Annotated in this window: 15 protein-coding genes; 3 read left to right on the top strand and 12 right to left on the bottom strand. The window is 60.8% G+C overall.

Annotation, left to right across the window (positions count from 1 at the left end):
- Positions 1-165: 165 nt before the first annotated feature.
- The 3 genes from OIS53_RS13500 to OIS53_RS13490 form a co-directional block, all read right to left on the bottom strand.
- Positions 166-1,044: a DUF58 domain-containing protein gene (locus OIS53_RS13500; RefSeq protein ID WP_264679101.1), complete on the bottom strand. Its 879-nt coding sequence runs from the start codon at positions 1,042-1,044 to the stop codon at positions 166-168.
- Positions 1,045-1,123: 79 nt separating this feature from the next.
- On the bottom strand, positions 1,124-2,101 hold the full coding sequence (locus OIS53_RS13495; RefSeq protein WP_264679100.1) for an AAA family ATPase: 978 nt from the start codon (positions 2,099-2,101) through the stop codon (positions 1,124-1,126).
- A 1,079-nt stretch (positions 2,102-3,180) separates the two neighbouring features.
- Positions 3,181-3,816 (bottom strand): DUF4159 domain-containing protein, encoded by a 636-nt coding sequence (locus OIS53_RS13490; RefSeq protein ID WP_264679099.1) that lies wholly within the window; start codon positions 3,814-3,816, stop codon positions 3,181-3,183.
- A 321-nt stretch (positions 3,817-4,137) separates the two neighbouring features.
- Between OIS53_RS13490 and OIS53_RS13485 the strand changes: the two genes are divergently transcribed.
- Positions 4,138-4,767: a porin family protein gene (locus OIS53_RS13485; RefSeq protein ID WP_264679098.1), complete on the top strand. Its 630-nt coding sequence runs from the start codon at positions 4,138-4,140 to the stop codon at positions 4,765-4,767.
- 16 nt (positions 4,768-4,783) lie between these two features.
- Here the strand turns inward: OIS53_RS13485 and OIS53_RS13480 are convergent, their stop codons facing one another.
- The 8 genes from OIS53_RS13480 to OIS53_RS13445 form a co-directional block, all read right to left on the bottom strand.
- A complete protein-coding gene (locus OIS53_RS13480; RefSeq protein WP_264679097.1) occupies positions 4,784-5,470 on the bottom strand; it encodes a hypothetical protein in 687 nt (228 codons plus the stop codon).
- A gap of 93 nt (positions 5,471-5,563) precedes the next feature.
- Positions 5,564-6,889 (bottom strand): TldD/PmbA family protein, encoded by a 1,326-nt coding sequence (locus OIS53_RS13475; RefSeq protein ID WP_264679096.1) that lies wholly within the window; start codon positions 6,887-6,889, stop codon positions 5,564-5,566.
- Positions 6,890-7,077: 188 nt separating this feature from the next.
- Complete coding sequence (locus OIS53_RS13470; protein WP_264679095.1) at positions 7,078-8,730, bottom strand: TldD/PmbA family protein; 1,653 nt, start codon at positions 8,728-8,730, stop codon at positions 7,078-7,080.
- A 97-nt stretch (positions 8,731-8,827) separates the two neighbouring features.
- On the bottom strand, positions 8,828-10,162 hold the full coding sequence (locus tag OIS53_RS13465) for a TldD/PmbA family protein (RefSeq protein ID WP_264679094.1): 1,335 nt from the start codon (positions 10,160-10,162) through the stop codon (positions 8,828-8,830).
- A gap of 124 nt (positions 10,163-10,286) precedes the next feature.
- The gene (locus OIS53_RS13460; protein ID WP_264679093.1) at positions 10,287-10,619 is read right to left on the bottom strand and encodes a four helix bundle protein; all 333 of its coding nucleotides are present in this window, start codon (positions 10,617-10,619) and stop codon (positions 10,287-10,289) included.
- A gap of 62 nt (positions 10,620-10,681) precedes the next feature.
- The gene (locus OIS53_RS13455) at positions 10,682-12,334 is read right to left on the bottom strand and encodes a TldD/PmbA family protein (protein WP_264679092.1); all 1,653 of its coding nucleotides are present in this window, start codon (positions 12,332-12,334) and stop codon (positions 10,682-10,684) included.
- A 237-nt stretch (positions 12,335-12,571) separates the two neighbouring features.
- Positions 12,572-13,603 carry a 5-methylcytosine restriction system specificity protein McrC gene (locus OIS53_RS13450; RefSeq protein ID WP_264679091.1) on the bottom strand — a complete coding sequence of 344 codons (1,032 nt, stop codon included), beginning with the start codon at positions 13,601-13,603 and terminating at the stop codon, positions 12,572-12,574.
- A 403-nt stretch (positions 13,604-14,006) separates the two neighbouring features.
- Entirely contained in the window at positions 14,007-15,329 is a 1,323-nt protein-coding gene (locus OIS53_RS13445) for an AAA family ATPase (protein WP_264679090.1), read from the bottom strand.
- A 524-nt stretch (positions 15,330-15,853) separates the two neighbouring features.
- On the opposite strand from OIS53_RS13445, the gene OIS53_RS13440 reads away from it, so the two are divergent.
- On the top strand, positions 15,854-16,657 hold the full coding sequence (locus OIS53_RS13440; RefSeq protein ID WP_264679089.1) for a bacteriorhodopsin-like: 804 nt from the start codon (positions 15,854-15,856) through the stop codon (positions 16,655-16,657).
- Positions 16,644-17,630, top strand: coding sequence for a carboxypeptidase-like regulatory domain-containing protein (locus tag OIS53_RS13435; protein WP_264679088.1), 987 nt, complete (start codon positions 16,644-16,646; stop codon positions 17,628-17,630). Before OIS53_RS13440 ends, OIS53_RS13435 begins: the two co-directional genes overlap by 14 nt.
- 115 nt (positions 17,631-17,745) lie before the next feature.
- Here the strand turns inward: OIS53_RS13435 and OIS53_RS13430 are convergent, their stop codons facing one another.
- Positions 17,746-18,774 (bottom strand): hypothetical protein, encoded by a 1,029-nt coding sequence (locus OIS53_RS13430; protein WP_264679087.1) that lies wholly within the window; start codon positions 18,772-18,774, stop codon positions 17,746-17,748.
- Positions 18,775-19,040: the final 266 nt, after the last annotated feature.

Genomic DNA, 19,040 nt, shown 5'->3' with positions numbered 1-19,040 from the left:
AAATAAGCAGAAAAATAAGGTAGCCGGCGCAGCTACGTTCATCCGCGTCAGTAGCCGGCCTGAAAGCGGGTTTAGGAATTTGCCAAAACACAGTCTAAGTCCTGCTCCATCTGGCGACCTTCGGTTCGACTGCGCTGCGCTCCGCAGGACAAGGCCACTCATGCTCTACACCACGCTGCGCCGCCGCAGAAACTCCCGCAGCGTGGCCGTGAGTGGCTCGCTGGTAGTCAACTGATAGTAGTCGAAGCCGTGGGTGCGGGCCTGCTGGGCGGTGGTGCGCAGCCACTGCTGCATGTGCTGCTGCCAGGCCCGGCGCTGCTGGTCGGCGTCGAGCTGAAGCTGGCGGCCGGTTTCCAGGTCTTCAAACGTGACGGCACCCCGATAGCTGAATTCCAGCTCGTTGCGAGCCACTACGTGCAGCAGCAGCACTTCGCCGGAGGCGGCCCGCAGGCGCGTAAACAGCTGCTCCATTTCCTGACCTTCCTCGTACAGGTCGCTCACGCACACGGTGAGGGCGGGCTGGCGGCGGGCCGTCAGCGGGGCCAGGGTGCCGGCATCGGGGAAGCGGCCGGCCGCCTGGATGCTTTCCAGGGCGTGGTAGAGGCGGGGCAGTTGGCGGGCGTCGGCGCGGGGCGGCAGGTGGTGCAGGCCGGCGGGGTGCAGCACGGTGAGGGCCACGGCGTCGCCCTGCTGGGTGGCCACGTAGGCCAGGGCCGCGCACAGCAGGCGGGCGTAATCGAGCTTCGAGAGGCCGTTGCTGTCCTGGTGGTTCATGCTGGCCGTGGCGTCCAGCACCAAATGCACCACCAGGCTCGTGTCCACCTCCGATTCGCGCAGGTAATATCGGTCGGAGCGGGCCGCCAGGCGCCAGTCGAGGCGGCGCAGGTCGTCGCCGGGCTGGTAGGGGCGGTACTGGCTGAACTCCAGGCCCGCGCCCCGGCGCCGACTCAGGTGGGCGCCGTGCAGCAGGCCTTCGGCCGCTTGCTTGGCGGCTAGCGGCAGGTTGTGCAGGGCGTGGAGGTGTTCTGGTTTTAGTAACGACATTTCTCGCAGTGTTTCGCAGAGGATGGCGCAGTGTTTCGCAGTGTTCAGGCGTCAGCACGCTGCGAAACACTGCGAGAAATTACATAGCCACAGCCTTTAACAACGCCGCCACGGCATCATCCGGGGTCAAGTTCTCGGCTTCGGCGTTGAAGTTCAACAGAATTCGGTGGCGCAGCACGGCCGGGGCCAGGGTATGCAAGTCTTCCAAGGTGGCGGCAAAGCGGCCGTGGAGCAGGGCACGGGCTTTGGCGCAGAGCACCAGGGCTTGACCGGCGCGTGGCCCCGCGCCCCAACGGCCGTAGTCCTGCACAAACTTCACCCCGGACGTAGCCGGGCGCGTGGCCCGCACCAGCCGGTTCACAAAGCCCAGCAGCTCGGGGCTGATGCTTACCTGCCGCGTCAGCAGCTGCAACTGCCGAATTTCCTCGCCACCTAATACCGGCTTCACCTCGGGCCGCACGGCGCCGGTGGTGCCGCTCAGCACGGCCAGCTCCTCCTGCTCCGAGGGGTACCCGATGCGGATGTAGAGCAGGAACCGGTCGAGCTGGGCTTCGGGCAGGGGGTAGGTGCCACTCTGCTCGATGGGGTTTTGGGTAGCTAGCAGGAAGAAGGGCCGGGGCAGGGCGTGTTCCTGGCCGGCGTAGGTCACGTGGCCTTCCTGCATGGCCTCCAGCAGGGCAGCCTGGGTTTTGGGCGGCGTGCGGTTGATTTCGTCGGCCAGCACGAGGCTGGCGAAGATGGGCCCCTCGTTGAACTTAAACGACCGGTGCCCCGTGCCGTGGTCTTCCTCCAGAATCTCGGTGCCCAGGATGTCGGTCGGCATCAGGTCGGGGGTGAACTGGATGCGGCGGAAGGGCAGGTCGGTGGCCTGGGCCAGGGTGCGCACCAGCAGGGTTTTGGCCAGGCCCGGCACACCTTCCAGCAAAGCGTGCCCGCTGGCCAGCAGGGCCACCAATACCTCTTCCAACACCTCCTGCTGCCCCACAATCACCTTCCCGATTTCTTGTTTGAGCTGGGGCAGCTTGGCTAGTAGCTTTTGTACGTCTTGTTCGGTCACAGGTAAAAAATTGGGGGCTATGCCACAAAGCAAAAAAGAGGTGTACTGCCTAAAGTCCGATGCAGTGCTGGATGGCTGCTTGGTCGGGCCATTCAGAGGTAAATTTATTCGGTACCTAAAGCCTAAAAAACAAAAAACTTGGTTTGGCCTGTTACCCAGCAACGCCGCTATTTTACCGCATGCTATGTAAAGCAACAATAACACTACTGTGCAGCTTCGGGTTGCCGGCTATTCACACAGCAGCCGCTCAACTTATACTGCCGAATTTTACTCATAATGCCCCTCCTACTTACTATAAGATTGGCGCCGAAGCTGTTCTTGTGAGTTCAGTGGCTAATGTAACCGTGGGTAATAGTACGCCTCTTCTCTCATTGCTGGCCCCTTACGAACGAAGCATGGGTTCCTGCCTAAGCGCAGTAGGGAAATCTACGGGTAGTGCTCAGGCGCAGGGGACTCCCGATGGCACTGTCTCGACCTCTAGTGGGCCTACTAGGGCTACCACCAATATCGTGCGTATAGATTGGGGTACGGTCCTAGGCTACAACATCTCGTATAATTTCTGGAAAGATCATGGGTTCGTGTTTCCGGTTCTAATTTCCTATGAACGCTCTTTGAGCGGGCGGTGGAGTGCGGGCGGCGAGGTTCTGGTTAACGGTGGCGACCCTACTCAGCGGCGTAGCGGGGCAGGAATACTGGTACGGTACTATGCTCTGCCAGCGGGCCGCTATGCTCCACCATTAGCCGGGGCATACGTGTCGCCAGTTGTGCATTACCGCGCCCTGCGTATCACCGAGGGATATTGGGGCAATACCCCCGCTACAACTTATGCCAAGCGCATAGCCACTGGCTTGTTACTGGGCTGGCAACAACCCATTGGCAAATATGCTGGCCCCCGCTTTGTACTGGATATGGCTGCCGGAACTTATTATCAGATGCGGATAGGTGTTGATCGGACGAATGATCCTTACGCGTACTATTCCACTTTCGGAGATATTTACCAGCAAGAAAGAGTCCGCCCCGGCTTCAGACCAGACGTACGGCTGGGGATTGGCTATCAATTCTGACACATAGCACGAGCATCACGCCGTCAGCGCATACAGAATGATGTTCACCCCGAACTTGGTGTTGTCTTCGGCCAGGAAGCGTTTGTTACGGAAGTCGTAGTCCCACTCGCAGCCGTAGTCTTTGTTGGAGTAGAGCACGGCGAGGCGGCCGTTGAGGGTGATGCCCTTGAGGTAGTCGTGCACGAGGTCGTCGCCCCAGCCGTTCAGCTCGAAGCCGGTGTTGGGCGGGCCGTCGGGGAACTTGAAAAACTGGGAGTAGATGGGGTGCGTCTTGGGCAGCTTCTTCAGCGCCCCCGCCCCGAAGCACACGCGCATCTGCTCCTCAAAGGAGCGCGCAAACAGCCCGTCGATGTCGTGGTTGCAGTCGTCGACGAACACGAAGCCGCCGCCACGCACGTACTGCTCGAAGTTCTTTTTCTCGGGGGCCGAAAACTGCACCAGCCGATGCCCCGAAAGGTAGCAGAACGGGTAGCGAAACAGCTCCGGCGAGTCCAGGGCCACCACTTTCTCCTTGGGGTCGACGGGCACTTGGGTGTACTGAACCAGAGAGTGCAGCAGGTTGGCCGGCATCCGCTCGTCCACGGCGTCCCAGTCGCCGGAGCGGTATTGCAGGCGCACGAAGGTGAATGGGGTGGGCACTGGAAAAAGCACAAATGAAGAAAGAGTAGGCCAGAGACGCAAAAGCCGCCGGTGGGTGGCTTGCTTCGCAGCTTCGAGGTGCAAAATACAACCAATGCTGGCCCTAAGCGGCTCTCCGGCTGTAGCGCGAACTAGGTAGTTCGCGTGTTGGCGGGCAGTAAGAACAACGTCGCTCTAATGGCACGGAGTTATGCGAACTACCTAGTTCGGACTACAGCCAGTTTCAGCAAATACTTGCTCGACAGCAGCTTATCGAAAAAATATTTCGTACCACCGGGCACTGCGGCAGCACTGTAATCCGTTGTACTGGTCCTATTTAAACTTGCTTCTGTTATGAAAAACATCCTGCTGTCTGTCCTGCTGAGCCTGCTGCTCGGCACTTCCGCCCACGCCCAGTTCGGGGTAAAAGGTGGCCTAAACGTAGCTGTGCTCGAAGGCCGCGTGGGCGAAGACGCCTCTTACAAGCCCTTCTACCACGTGGGTGCCCTCTACGAATTCAAAGTGCTGGGGCCGCTGTCCATTCAGCCCGAGGTGCAGTACTCGGTGCAGGGCGGGCGGCTCAAATCGGCCTTCACCGACTACGACACCAAGCTCCAATACTTCACGGTGCCCGTGCTGGCTAAGGTGCGCATCGGGCCGGTGTTTGCCGAGGCCGGGCCCCAGCTGGGCGTGCTGCTGCGCGCCAATCAGAACGGCCGCCTGCAAGTGGGCCTGGCCGAGGACGGCACCCCCGCCTACGGCAACGTGGACCGCCCCGCCACCGGCAGCTTCAAGCGCGGCGACTTTAGCCTGGTGGCCGGCGCGGGCCTGAAAATGGCCGGCGGCTTCTCCGTGGGTGGCCGTTTCATTGCCGGCCTCAACGACGTCAACGACGTGGACAACCTCTCCGGCATCAACGACCCGCGCCTACAAAACCGGGTGTTTCAGCTGTACGCGGCCTTGCAGCTGGGCGGTGGGAAGTGAAAATAACAGGGTCTACTTACTTATTAGCGGATTCCTGCAAAAACTGGTTGTACAGGTTGACAATTTGTGGGATGTCTTTATAATGGAACCCTTCAGCGCCCTGCTTAATCTGTGTACTAATGGCCAAACAGTCTGCGGTGTACTCGCTCATCGTCTTGCGAAAATTGCTATGAGTGAGAGCTAGAAGTTGTCCATTGCGGCGGACAAACCACCGATTGCGCTCAATAGCGCTGCCGCTCAATTGAGCCAGTAGAGTAGGCATGGCCAAGGCCGGGCTTACTACTGCAAAAATTAGTGGCACCTTTTCGCCTACCGAGCCGCTGAAGGCAAACAGCTCCACAGGTCCATTTATCAGACGGAGAGCTAGCACTTCAGGACAACCTGCGGCTGCCATGTTTTCTAACCGATGCCCCCGAATAGTGGCGGAAGCTATTTTCTTTACATCTACATACTGGATGCGCGGAAACGGTCTTACTTCCGGATTGCGGCTGAAGTATGATATTTTTTCTTCGAAACCAATGCAATCCACCGGGAAGTAGGTCCGGATGGTTTTGCCATCGGTGGTTGTAGCTACCGCTAGTCCGTGAGGCGTTTTGGGCCCAGTATCTTGCCAAGTGGTGCTGTCAAGCGGACTACTAGATGATTGCGCGGCACAGTAAAAAGTGAACAGCAAAAAGGCCGAGAGTAACAAGAGGTGCTTCATACTATTACTTGTGGGCTCAAATAAATTGCAGCCTATGTCCGCTCAGAAGAGCAAAGGCATAGGCTGCAATTTATTGACCAACTGTAGCAGAATCTACACTGCGTCCGACAAACTCGTAAACGTGAAGTCCCGGATTTTTAGCGGGGGCACCAGGTTGCCGCCCAGGCGCTGGGGGCGGCCGATGGCCTCGATGTTGTTGAGCATGATGACCGGGCTTTCGTTGAAGCGAAAGTTCTTGATGGGAAACTTGATTTTGCCGTTCTCGATGAAGAAGGTGCCGTCGCGGGTGAGGCCGGTGAACAGCAGCGTCTGCGGGTCGACGTCGCGGATGTACCACAGGCGCGTGACCAGGATGCCTTTGGCGGTGCTCTTGATGAGGTCCTGCACGCTCTGGGTGCCGCCTTCCATGATGAAGTTGCCGGAGAAGGCCGTGGGCTGCTGGCCGGTTTTCTCGGCCCAGTAGCGGCTGTAGTAGAGGTTCTTCACCACGCCTTTCTCCACCCAGTTGATGCGCTTTACGGGCAGGCCTTCTCCGTCGAACACGGAGCCGGGCGCCTGGGCGTTGAGCGGGTCGGAGTAGATGCTGATGCGCGAGTCGAACAGCTTTTCGCCTTTGCGGTTGCCGCCACCCTTCTTGCTCAAAAACGAGCGGCCCTCGTCGGCTTCCCGCGCCCCGAAGTTGTACACCAAATTGTTCAGCAGCCCCTCGTCCGACACCAGCGCGGCCGGCTCCAGGATGACGGTGTACTTGCCCGGCTCCAGGGCTTTGGCGTTGCGCGAGCCGGCGGCTTTGTCCACGGCAATCTGCGTCAGCTTGCGGGCGTCGAACTGGCTGGCGTCGGTGAAGTCGGCCACGGCGTAGCCCGAGCCGGTGCCGTCGGGCGTGCGCACCGTCACGGAGAAGTCCACGTTGGTGCCCTGCTGGTAGGCTTCTAGCCCCTTGCTGTTGCGCAGGGCCTGGAAGGTGGAGCCGTCTTCGAGGTAGCCGGCGGCGGTAAGCTGCTTACCCGAGCTGAGGGCAATGCTGTCCTGGGCCACCTGGGCGCGGAAGTCGGGGGTAATGGCGGCCGTGCGCGCCGAGAAGGAGTTGGGCGTCAGGTACTGCTGGGGCCCGAGCAGGGGCATGTACTCGGGGTCTTCCGGGGCAAGGCGGGCAATTTCCTCGGCCCGCTGCACGCAGTTGCGCAAGGTGGCATCGTCGAACTGGTTACAGGTGGCCACGCCCGAGCGTTTGCCAAACCGCGACTCCACCGCCAGCGACACATTGTCGGTGGAGCCGGCCGTGTTTACCGTGTTGCGGGCGTAGCGGATGTTGCCGGTAACGCGGCCCTGCAAGCTGGCCTGGCACTCATCGGCCTTACTGAAGCTGAGCACCTTTTTGAGGATGGTCTGGGCTTCGTCTTGGGTAAGTATTGCCATATATCTAATGTGCAGAATGTGGGGACCTCACCCCCTAGCCCCCTCTCCAAAAGAGGGGGGACTAGTTTTTAGCTCTGGACTAAAAAGTTAGAACTATAGCCCCTCCCTTTTGGGGAGGGGTTGGGGTGGGGTTACTAGTTCCCCCCTCTTTTGAAGAGGGGGCTAGGGGGTGAGGTCCGCGGTGGAAGTTAGCCAATCTTACGGGCGGTGTTGATGACGTTCACGGCGTTGAAGCGCGTGGTGCTGGAGCCGTGGCTCACGGCGGAGCTTTGGCTGGGCTGGCCTTTGCCATCGTTGAAGAAGCCCGCGAATCGGTAGTCCGATTGGTCGCAGACGGCGGCGCAGGAGTTCCAGAACTCTATCGTGTTAGTCTGGTAGGCCACGTCTTCCAGCATGCCCGTGATTTTGCCTTTCTCAATGGCGTAGAACACCTGCCCGCCGAACTGGGAGTTGTAGCGCTGCTGGTCGATGGAGAACGAGCCATTGCCGGCAATGTAGATGCCCTTGTCCACGTTCTTCACCATGTCGTCCACCGACAGCTTAGCCGTGCCGGGCCGCAGGCTCACGTTGGGCATGCGCTGGAACTGCACATCGGCCCACGACTGGGAGTAGCAACACCCATCCGACTCCTTCTGCCCCACAATGTGAGCCTGGTCGCGGATTTTCTGGTAGTCCACCAGCTTACCTTCCTGAATCAGGTTCCACTCTTTGGTCTTCACGCCTTCATCATCATAGCCCACGGCACCCAAAGAGCCGGGCTGGAGCTTATCAGCCACAATATTGACGAGCTTGGAGCCGTAGGGCTGGCCTTTGGCCTTCCATTCCAATGTGGCGAAGGAGGTGCCGGCGTAGTTGGCTTCGTAGCCCAGCACGCGGTCCAGCTCCAGCGGGTGCCCTACGCTTTCGTGAATCGTCAGGCCCAGGTGGTGAGGGTCCAGTACCAGGTCGTACTTGCCGGGCACCACGCTCTTGCAGGTCAGCTTTTCCTTGGCCTGTTTGGCGGCGCGGGCGGCATCTTCCAGCATGTCGTAGGAGTATTTATAGCCTACCACGTCGGAGCCCTGGGGGCCGGCTACTTTGTCTTCGGCCTTGGGCGTGAGGTACTCGTAGCCCAAGCCCATGGGCGAGCTAAGGGCCGAGCGGCTGCGGAACTTGCCCGAAGCGCGGTCTACCACCGTCACGCCGAAGGTGGGGAAGATGCGGTGGATGTCCTGGTCGATGTAGGAGCCGTCGGTGGAGGCGAAATACTTCTGCTCGTTCACCTGAAACAGCACCGAGTTGACGAAGGAGGCCCCGTTGTCCATGGCCTTGGCGTTGGCCGCCAGCAGCAGGTCTACCTTGTCTTTGATGGGCACCTCGAAGGCGTTTTGCTTGATGGGCGCCTTCCAGCTAACCTCGCCGTAGCCTTTCTGCGGGGCCAGCTTTACGGGCTCCTTCTGCACTTTGGAGTTGGCCTTGGCAATTTGCACGGCCAGTTGGGCCGCCTTAGCCATGCCGGCTTCCGTCACCTGGTTGGTGGCCGCGAAGCCCCAAGTGCCGTTGGCAATGACGCGGATGCCGGCTCCCTGGCTTTCGGTGCTGAGGATGTTCTGCACCTGCTTTTCGCGGGTGAACACGCCCTGATTCAGGTAGCGCCCGATGCGCACGTCGGCGTAGGTGGCGCCGGCAGCTTTGGCCGCGTTCAGAGCCGCGTCGGCCAGGCGTTTCTTGGCTGCCGTATCAATGCCCGGCTCCAGCAGGCGCAGCGGGTCCACCTCGGTGCCGCCGAAGCTCGGTAGAGGCGGCAGCCATAGGGCCCCGGCCGCCAGGCCCGTCAGGCCCACAAAGTCACGTCTTTTCATAATCACAGATTGTGCAGATTTTTTTGATTTCACTGATTATTTGAGGGCCTATCGGCACAGTAAAAAGCAGCGCGAAGCTCGTGCTTCGCGCTGCTTGCTATACCGCATCCGAGAGGCTGGTAAACGTGAAGTCCCGAATCTTCAGCGGGGGCACCAGGTTGCCACCGACGCGTACAGGCTTGCCAATGGCTTCCAGGTTGTTGAGCATGATGATGGGCGACTCGTTAAAGCGGAAGTTCTTCACCGGGTGCTTGATTTTGCCGTTTTCGATGAAGAAGGTTCCGTCGCGGGTGAGGCCGGTATAGAGCAGGGTTTGGGGGTCGACGGGGCGGATGTACCACAGGCGCGTAACCAGAATACCGCGCTGGGTGCCTTTGATAAGGTCTTGCACGCTCTGGGTACCGCCTTCCATAATCCAGCCGCCGGGGCGGGGAATGTCCGGGATGCCGGCTTTCTGGGCCCAGAAGCGCGAGGTGTAGAGGTTTTTCACTACGCCCTTCTCAATCCAGGTCATCTTCTGCAAGGGCCGCCCGTCGCCCGAAAACGTGAGGTCGGCAATGTCGGGGTGAGTGGGGTCGGAGTAGATGGTCACGCGCTCATCAAATAGCTTCTCACCTTTGCGGTTGCCGCCCCCCTTTTTGCTCAGGAAAGAGCGGCCTTCGTCGGCGGAGCGGGCATCCAAGGCGCCCATCAGCGCGGCCAGCAGCGAAGCGTCGGTATTGGCTACCAGAGCGGCCGGCTCCAGAATCACCGTGTACTTGCCCGGCTCCAGGGCTTTGGCGTTGCGCGAGCCGGCCGCTTTATCAGCCGCAATGCGGGTGAGGCGGGCGGCGTCGAACTGGCTGGCGTCGTTGTAGTCGGCGGTGGCGTAGCCCGAGCCGGTGCCGTCCGGGGTGCGCACCGTGATGCTGAACTCCAGGTTGGTGAGCTGCTGATAGGCTTCGAGGCCCTTAGAGTTGCGCTTGGCCACAAACCCGGCCGAGTCGTTCAGGAAGGCCGCCGACGACAGCTTCCGCTCGTCGCACACCTTCATACTGGCCCCGATTTGCTGGGCGCGGTAGTCGGGCGTGATGGCGGCGGTGCTTTGGGCAAACGCCTTGGGCGAGGCCACGTACTGCTGGGGCCCGAGCAGGGGCATGTACTCGGGGCTTTCCGGGGCGAGGCGGGCAATTTCCTCGGCCCGCTGCACGCAGCGCCGCAAGGTGGCGTCATCAAACTCGTTGCAGGTCGCAATGCCCGAGCGTTTGCCAAACCGCGACTCCACTACGAGGCTCACGTTATCGACAGCGCCGCTGGTGCTGATGGCGTTGCGCGCTGAGCGCACGTTGCCGCCCGTTTCGCCGGTAAGCGTGGCCTCGCACTCGTCGGCCGTGCTGAAGCTGAGCACCTTTTTGAGGATGGTCTGCGCTTCGTCTTGGGTAAGTATTGCCATATGTTTTACTATGCGGAATGTGGAGGGAATGTGAAGAATGTGAGAAATGTGGTGGATGTGTTGGCTGGCAGCAGGGATGAGGTGTCTTAGGCACCATTGGCTTTGCTGCTGATGATAATGCGGGCTAGGAGGAGGCGCACCGCACTTGCTGTAAGGTGTCGAACACAGCAGCAGATGGCGTTGGATAGGAAGGAGCATGTTGGCAGAGGAGAAGCCAGTACTCCGTTTCTTCTGCCTCTTTAGCCGCCACTTTGCACTTGTGGATGAAGTCAGCCCGACTTTCGGCGTGCTGGGATTCGCGGATGCTGGCCCCCACCGAAGTAGCGCTGCGTAGCACCTGTTGCGCCAGCACAAAGCGCCGAGCCCGTTCCATTTCCTCTACAAACTCCATCACCTGCAACGACAGCTCAAATGAGAGCCGCGTAACCGGATTGTCAGACAGCTGTGGCTGAAGCATTAGGAAGCAGCGTTAAACTCAGAGCACATTTGCCACATTCTGCACATTTCTCACATTAAAAATTACCCAATCTTACGGGCGGTGTTGATGACGTTCACGGCGTTGAAGCGCGTGGTGCTGGAGCCGTGGCTCACGGCCGATACCTGGGAGGGCTGGCCTTTGCCGTCGAAGAAGGAGCCGAACAGGCGGTAGTCGGACTGGTCGCAGATGGCGGCGCAGGAGTTCCAGAACTCGATTGTGTTGGTCTGGTAGGCCACGTCTTCCAGCATGCCCGAAATCTTGCCCTTGTCGATGGCGTAGAACACCGTGCCGCCGAACTGGGAGTTGTAGCGCTGCTGGTCGATGGAGAAGGAGCCGCGGCCGGCAATGTAGATGCCTTTATCTACGGCCGATATCATCTGGTCTACGCTCAGCTTCTCGGTGCCGGGCTTAAGGCTCACGTTGGGCATGCGCTGAAACTGCACGCTGCTCCAGGAGTCGGCGTAGCAGCAGCCGTCCGATTCGGGCTGGTTCATGATGTGGGCTTGGTCGCGGATTTTCTGGTAGTTCACCAGCTTACCTTCCTGAATCAGGTTCCACTCCTTGGTCTTCACGCCCTCATCATCGAAGCCCACGGCGCCCAACGAACCCGGTTGCAGCTTGTCGGCTACAATATTCACAAGCTTGGAGCCGTAAGGCTGGCCCTTGGCTTTCCAGTCGAGGGTGGCGAAGGAGGTACCAGCGTAGTTAGCCTCGTAGCCCAGTACACGGTCCAGTTCCAGCGGGTGCCCCACCGACTCGTGGATGGTCAGCCCGAGGTGATTCGGGTCGAGCACCAAGTCGTACTTGCCGGCGGTTACCGACTTGGCCGTGAGCTTTTCTTTGGCCTGCTTGGCGGCCAGGGCGGCGTCTTCCAGCATGTCGTAGGAGTACTTGTAGCCCACCAGGCCGGTGCCAGCGGGACCAGCAATCTTGTCCTGGGCTTTGGGCACCATGTACTCGTAGCCCATGCCCATGGGCGAGCTGAGCGCCTCCCGGCTGCGGAACTTACCCGAGGCCCGGTCGATGGCCGTTACGCCGAACGTCGGCCAGATGCGGTGCACGTCCTGGTCGATGTAAGAGCCGTCGGTGGAGGCGAAATACTTCTGCTCATTCACCTGGAACAAGGCCGAATTGACGAACGAAGCGCCATTGTCGAGGGCCTTGGCATTGGCGGCCAGCAGCAGGTCTACCTTGTCCTTGATGGGCACCTCAAACGAGTTCTGCTGAATCGGCGTTTTCCACTGCACCTCACCAAAGCCTTTCTGCGCGGCCAGCTTCACGGGCTCTTTCTGCACTTTGGAGTTGGCTTTGGCAATCTGCACGGCCAGCTGGGCCGCTTTGGCCATGCCGGCTTCCGTCACGGTATTCGTAGCCGCGAAGCCCCAGGTGCCGTTAGCAATGACGCGGACACCAGCGCCGTAGCTTTCCCCGTTGGCAATGTTCTGCACCTGCTTTTCGCGGGTAAAAATGCTCTGGTTCAGGTAGCGCCCGATGCGCACGTCGGCGTAGGTAGCGCCGGCGGCTTTGGCCGCGTTCAGAGCCGCGTCGGCCAGGCGTTTTTTCACGGCGGGGTCCGGGCCAGGCTCCAGCAGGCGGGCCGCCTCCACCGAGGTACCGCCAAAGCCGGGCACCGATGGCAGCCACAGAGCCCCGGCCGCCAGGCCCGTCAGGCCCACAAAGTCACGTCTTTTCAAGGAAGTAGAAGTTTAAGATGAGGAATAGGGTGAGAAACCGAGAGGAAGTTTAGGCAGAACATCCGCCAAAAGCAACCGAAGGACGCACCCGGTTGGGCGGGGCTGCATGGTAGGGGCGCGTCGCACGCGCCCGTTGGTTGTGGGTGTCTGGAATGAAGTGAGCGGCTCCACTCTGCCATTGGCAGCGCACCAGTGCTACAGCAGCCGTTCTGGCGGCCGGGCGCGTGCGACGCGCCCCTACGCCACTAGCCCCAGCAAATCCGCGGCAATCTGTTGCCAGGGCTGATTCAGGTCCAGCGTGACGATGCGCACGGGGTGGCCGCCGAGGGTGTAGCGCAGGTCGGCGGTGTGGGTGGCGGCGGGGTAGAGCAGGATGCCTTCGAGAAGCTGGCCGGGCGCGGCGGGCTGGTTTTGGAGGTAGGCGTAGAGTTGGTAGAGGTGAGGAGCCAGCAGCTTCTGCTGATTGTAGCGGGGGCGCAGGGCGGCGGTGTAATACTTCGTGTCGAGGATGATTTTGCGCGCCGGGCTTTCCAGAGTAGTGTCGGTTATCATGGCCGGCAGCAGGTCCAGGCTGGCATCCTGCTCGGCCGTGGCCTGCCAGCGGATGGTTTCCGACAGCACCCGAAACCGGCGCTGCTCCAGGCGGTAGAAGTTGCGCACGAACTGCTCAAACAGCCGCGCCATCAGGGCTTCGTCGCGGCGGAAGTCGCGGAAGCGGGCCGGGCCCTCAGCATCGGGCGTAGGCAGGGCGCTGGCGTAGATTAGCTCACACACGTTCAGCAGAAAACTCGCCGGCCCCGTGGGCCGCAGCCGACGCACCGCCCGGAGCGTGGCACTGCTAAGCGGCTCGGGCACCACCATGGCCGGGAAGCGCCGCTGTACCGTCCGCAGCTCTTGCCGCAGCGGGGCAGGCAAGCTGCGCGTGCGGCTCAGCTGCTGCAGCGTGCCCAGCAGCAGGCGGTTGAAAGGCGTATCGGGACCCAGCTCATCAAATCGGCACACGGCTCGGCCTTGGGGCAGCAGGTTGCGCGCGAGGCTAGGCGCCAGCTGCACCCGGCCCCGCAGCTCCGGCAGCTCCTCGGTGCGCTCGGCGTAGGCTACGGCTAGTCCCTGCCGCAGCAGCCGGCGCGTGCCCACCAGCAGCACATGAGCCAGCAGCTCCAGCGGCCGGTGAAACGGCTCGGCTTCCGTCGCCAGCAGTTCGTCGCGCTCCGGCAGCCGGTTCCAGGCGTAGCACAGCAGGTAATACAGGTTCTGAATGGGTATCACAGCAAAACGAAGATACTGGCGGCAGACTTGCCGCGCAGCGGCGCGTCTGCCCGCCAGGAATGGAGCAAGTCTCCCGACTTGCGGCCGCGCCAGCGGCCAGGCGGCACCGCGCCGTATGAGCCTGTAGCGCGGCCAGAAGATGTAACGCGAAGTTGTATTTCGCGACACGGCAGCACAATGCTAGACCGTCCCGCGTGTCCCAAGGCTGAAGCCCTGGGAGCTGGAATGACACCTGTACAACGATGCTTGAAGCAACGCTGCACTTTTAACGGCCCTGACGCGAGCTGGCCGCCTGCGGCGGCCGCAAGTCGGGAGACTTGCCCCATTTTCGTGGCTAGAAGTCACGCCGCCTGCGGCGGCTTAAGACTTCTGCCAGTCGGCCTTCTGCCAGTGGCCAGCGGCTTTAGCTTAGCAGCTTCTTTTTGTGCTGGGCAGCTTTGGCGGGCTGGTCCAGCCAGTAGTCATCCAGCAGTGGACAGATTTCCTGCTCCAGAATCAGCGTAAGCCACTGGTCGGCGTCGGCGGCCGAAGCGGGAGGCTGGCAGAAGTAGCTGTGGCCGATGCAGAAGTCCGAACCCAGCTCCGGGTCGTCGGTGATGGCGCGGTTCAACTCCGTCAGGCGGGTGCAGAGGCGCTGCACCAACGCTGCGGGCACGCCTTGCCGCGCCAGAAACTGCTCCAGGCGCAAACTAAACTCCGGCGCCATGCCCACGAAAGCAAAGCGGCGGCGCAGGGCGTAATCCAGGGGCGCCAGGCTCCGGTCGGCCAGGTTCATCGTGCTAATGACGTACACGTTGTCGGGCACGAAAAACGGCGGACTGTCCGGCGAGGCGTAGGGCAGGCGCACGGCGTGAGCGGGGCCGCGCTTGTCGGCTTCCAGCAGCAGCAGCAGCTCCCCAAAAATGCGCGACACATTGCCCCGGTTCAGCTCGTCAATCAGCAAAAAATACGGCCGCTCCGGGTCCTGGGCCGCCCGGCGGCACAGCGTGGGCAGTACACCATCCTGCAACCGAAACGTGCCGTGTGCATCGGGCCGGAAGCCCTGCACGAAGTCTTCGTAGCTGTAGCTCGGGTGAAACTGCACCAGCTCCACGCGCCCGGCATCGGTGGCGCCCAGCTCCAGCCAGGCCAGGCGGCGGGCCAGAAACGTTTTGCCCGTGCCCGGCGGACCTTGCAGCACCACGTTGCGGCGGCGGCGCAGGGCTGCTAGTGCGGCATCTAGCTGGTCTTCGCTCAGAAACAACTCCGTCAACGCCTCTGCACGCCCGTACGGCCGCGCAGGGGGCAACTCGTAGCCTGGAGCGGGTTCCTGCACCAGGGGCGTAGCGGCTGCTTCGTCGGCGGACGGCGCTGGTTTCTGGGTTTTGGCTATGGGGTGGTTGGGGCCGGTGTACAGCTCCTGCATGGCCTCCTGAGCGGCCACGTCGCCGTCGAGCAAAGGCGAGTTTTCGAGGGTGGGGCGCTTGGTGGCAATGGTAAAGTCGAGCTGCTCCAGCACCCGGTTGGTGGGCGTGCCCGCCGCCAGAGGCCACGTAGCTTCCGGTTTGCCCGTAGCCAGGCGGTACGCCAGCTGTGCTACTGCCCGCGGGGCGTAGCGCCGGCCCCGGTACACCAGGTCATACACGGTGCTCAGCGGCATCCTGGGGCCACCTTCACGGTCTATCTGGCGCAGGGCGCGCAGCACCTGTTCGCGGGTAAGCTGGGGGTCGAGGTGAGGGGAAGACATGCAGAGCTAAGGTAGCAGTGCAACAGCAAGCACGGCGCGTTTCACTCCCACCTCCCCGGCAAAAAACGAAAAATGAAAACGGCGGTCAAGGCTCGGCCCGCAATGCTCGTGCAAATTGCTTGCTAGTGGGAGCTTGCCCAGGCAGGTCCCAGGCCGGCTCTTGAAAAGTTCTTGCCGCTCGTCGTAGCAGCTCATCACCCGGTTCATTACCCAATGGCTGGGCGGCCACTTTTCGCTAAAACGGGCTGGTACGGCTGCCAGCTACAGCGACGGGGCTTTCTGCCTTTGTATTGCTCTGAGTAAGCAGGGCAAGCGGGTCGTGCAGGCAGCCGGGGTACTCACCAAGTAGTATGGGGATATCTACTGAAAAGCAGGAGAAAAACTACGTAAATGTATGTTTCTCTATTTTATTAAACCTCTTATTATTAATATCTTATGCTCTCATAAAAATATTATTTGTTTAATATAATGCAACAAAAAATTAAACAAGATGTATGTAAGTAGCCGTTTCACACATTCTGCATATGCCGCAATCCTTACTTCTGGAAGTGCCCACAGCAGCTACTCCCATGCAGCCGTACTACCTGGCTTTGGAGAATGACTTGGTGGCGGGCACGTTCTTCTTCAGCATGTTTGCCTTGCTGGGAGGAGCTGCCTTCTTCTTTCTGGAACGCCGGAATGTGCCCTGGCGCTGGCACGCCAACATGACGCTGGCGGGGATTATCTGTCTGATTGCCGGCGCCAACTACTACTACATGCAGGGCATGTACCTCAACACCGGCATGGGCCCCACCCGCTTCCGGTACGTGGATTGGCTGTTTACTGTGCCGCTCATGTGCACGCAGTTTTACCTGCTGCTCCGGCCCGCCGGAGCCCAGCCGGGGTCGTTGTGGCGGCTAGTACTGGCTGGCCTCTGGATGATTGGCTTCGGCTACTTCGGCGAAACGTCCAATGCCTACTGGTCTATTCTGTGGGGAAGCGTGTCGACGCTGGGATACCTGGTTATCATCTACGAAATCTGGTTTGGTCCCCTGGCCCGCGTAGCCGACCGGTCGTCGAACGAAGACGTGGTGCGGGCATTCACCTACCTGGGCTATTTCGTGCTGATCGGGTGGGCCATTTATCCGCTCGGCTACATGACTATTCCTTTTAATGTGTTTGAAGCCCTGAACCTCAACCGGAATCTGGTTTACAACTTCGGCGACGTCATCAACAAGCTGGGCTTTGGCATCGTCATCTACACCATGGCCCGCCGGGCCAGCCGCACCATAAAGCGGCAGAAGCAGCACCTGCGGCAAGAACTGAAAACTACCCTTGTACAATCATAATACTGCCATGCGCGCCACGGTGTATCCCGAAAACGAGCCCTTCGACCCCATTACCGGGGACCTGCTGCCTGAGTACCGCGACGCCTATTTGCAGGGCCGTTTGTCGCCGGGACTAACCCAAACCATCGAAGCGTACTTGAAGCGCAGCCCCGTGCAGCGAGGGGTGGTGCTGGGCCGCTACCACGAGTTGGCCGACGAGGCCCGGCGGCAGGGCGGCACGTTTGTAGCCCCGCAGTGGGTGCAGCAGCAGCTCATCTTCCAGCCCACCGTGTCCCGGATGGGGCCGTTGCGGCGGCCGGTGGTGCGGGTGGCAACGGGAATGTTTCTGGCTCTGAGTGTAGCCAGCGTAGTGCAGTGGATTCGGAACGAGCCCCTGGTGCCGGCGCCGGTAGTGGCCGCCGTTACGCGGGCGGCTACCTCCGCCAGCGAGGCTACCCAGCGTTTCGTGGAGCAGTTTACGGAAGCACCCGTTGCCGAAACGGACACGCTGATGCCAGCAATGCCCGAGCGGGTGCGCCGCGCAGTGGCAGTCACGAAAGTGACTCAGAGACGCCCGGAGCCTGAGCCGGAAACCCTGCCCCTGCGCGAAGCTGCTATAGCCCCCTTGTCTGCCGACTCCACGACCAATGCCTTGCCCAAGGCGCTGCCCTCTACAGCCGGGTCAAGCAACTCGGTTACGCCAAGCACTGCCACCCCGGTAAACGCTATGCCGGCTCCCGACGGTACGGTGCGCGGCCGCATCACCGATGAGCGGGGCCGGCCACTGGTGGGGGCTACCGTGCTGGTGCAGGGCACGCAGCTAGCCGCCAGCACCGACGCCAGCGGCGAGTACAAGCTGGATGTGCCTGCCGGCGTCACGCTGCAATTCGGCTACGGCGGCTACTCCGACTACATGCTCTATAACGCCGGCCCCGGCACCTTCAACGTACGCCTCCAGCGCAGCGTAACCGCCAGCCGGGATATTGATCGGTAGACTTTGGTGTCCTGTGTCCCCGAAGCATGACACGCTAGAATCAAACAGAAAAGGCCTGCTACCACGGTAGCAGGCCTTTTCTGTTTGGTTGTCAATGCTCAGCCGAACAAGCAGCTTACTGGTACTGAATGTACAAGGGCTTGGGCGTGAGGGCCAGCACTTCCTTGGGCGTCATGATGTGGTGGGGGGCTGGCCGGGCATCGTACTCGTAGAAGAGCTTGAAGCCGGTGTACTGCACGGGTTGGGTCTGGATGTAGTCGCGGTAGGAGTCTTTCTTCAGGACGGGGTTGCCCCAGCCATCCATGTGCATCACCACCTGCACCCGCGGGTCCAGTTTGATGTTTTTGTAGTTGGTAACCATGCCCTGCGTAAAGCGGTGCACGGTCAGCACCTTGGGCGGCAGCTTGTTTTCGGCCACGATGCGGGCCAGGAAGTTGATAGCGTAGTTGACATCCTTGGCGTCGTAGGTGCCGATTTTCTTGCCGGGGCGTACGCCTTTGGTTTTCATGGCAAACTCCGGGTCGATGCCCATGTGCACGATGGGGTCCTTCAGCCAGGGCTCCAGCTTATGCAGCTCGTGCTCCAGGTCGCTCAGGCCCACCTGCACGTCCAGGAACACGATGCAGTTGTTGTCCTTGGCCCACTGAATGGTTTCGTCGATGGTGGCCTTCGAGTTCATCAGGCGGTACTTGCCGTCCTTGCCGGGGGCGGCCTGGGCCGTGATGGTTACGCTGTGCAAAGCGGGCTGCACCGGAATGCTGGGGTCGGCGGCCTGCCACTCCTTCTGCACGCCGCGGAACTTGCGCAACATCTGCTCCTTGGGCTCCCGGCCCAGAATGCCCATGCCCTTCGCCCGAATGTTGCCATAAAACGCCACGATGCGCTTGCCCGGCAAGATGGCCCCCGGCAGCTGGCCGTTGGCTTTCACAATAGAATCGGCCTTGAGCGAGTCGCGGCGCATGGCTTGGCGCTTCAGAGCCGCCGAATCAACCACAACTGGTTTGGGAGCCACGGCCGCGGCCTCGGTAGCAGCGGCTTTTTCGGGGGTGGTGCTGCAGCCGGGCAGCGTGGTAAGAGCAAAGGCAAGGCCCAGAGAAGCAAGCAGCGGGGCCGTCAGGCGGGAAGCAGTCCGAAAATAAGACACTGAAAAGAAACGGGTTGAAGGCAAACGAGGCCCCGAAGGTAGGAGATTTTGCTGGCAAGAAGCATATGGGCTTTAGCAAAGGCCGTTTCTGGGTTAGGGTAGGCTTTGCGGGCTTAAGGTAAGAGCCAGTAAGCCGTACTGAAGTTGGCTGGTTTTCCTATCTTGGCTGCCGTACTGCTCTATTCACACACCTATTGCCTTCCATTGGTAGCGTCTCTTTCCGAAGCGGTGCCGGTGGAAGGATTTATTTTCCTGCTGCCATTCAG

It is taken from the genome of Hymenobacter sp. YIM 151500-1 (assembly GCF_025979885.1).
In the GTDB taxonomy this organism is placed as follows: Bacteria; Bacteroidota; Bacteroidia; order Cytophagales; family Hymenobacteraceae; genus Hymenobacter.
The sequence above is the reverse complement of the archived record's forward strand: the minus strand, read 5'-3'. Positions and strand labels throughout refer to the sequence as shown.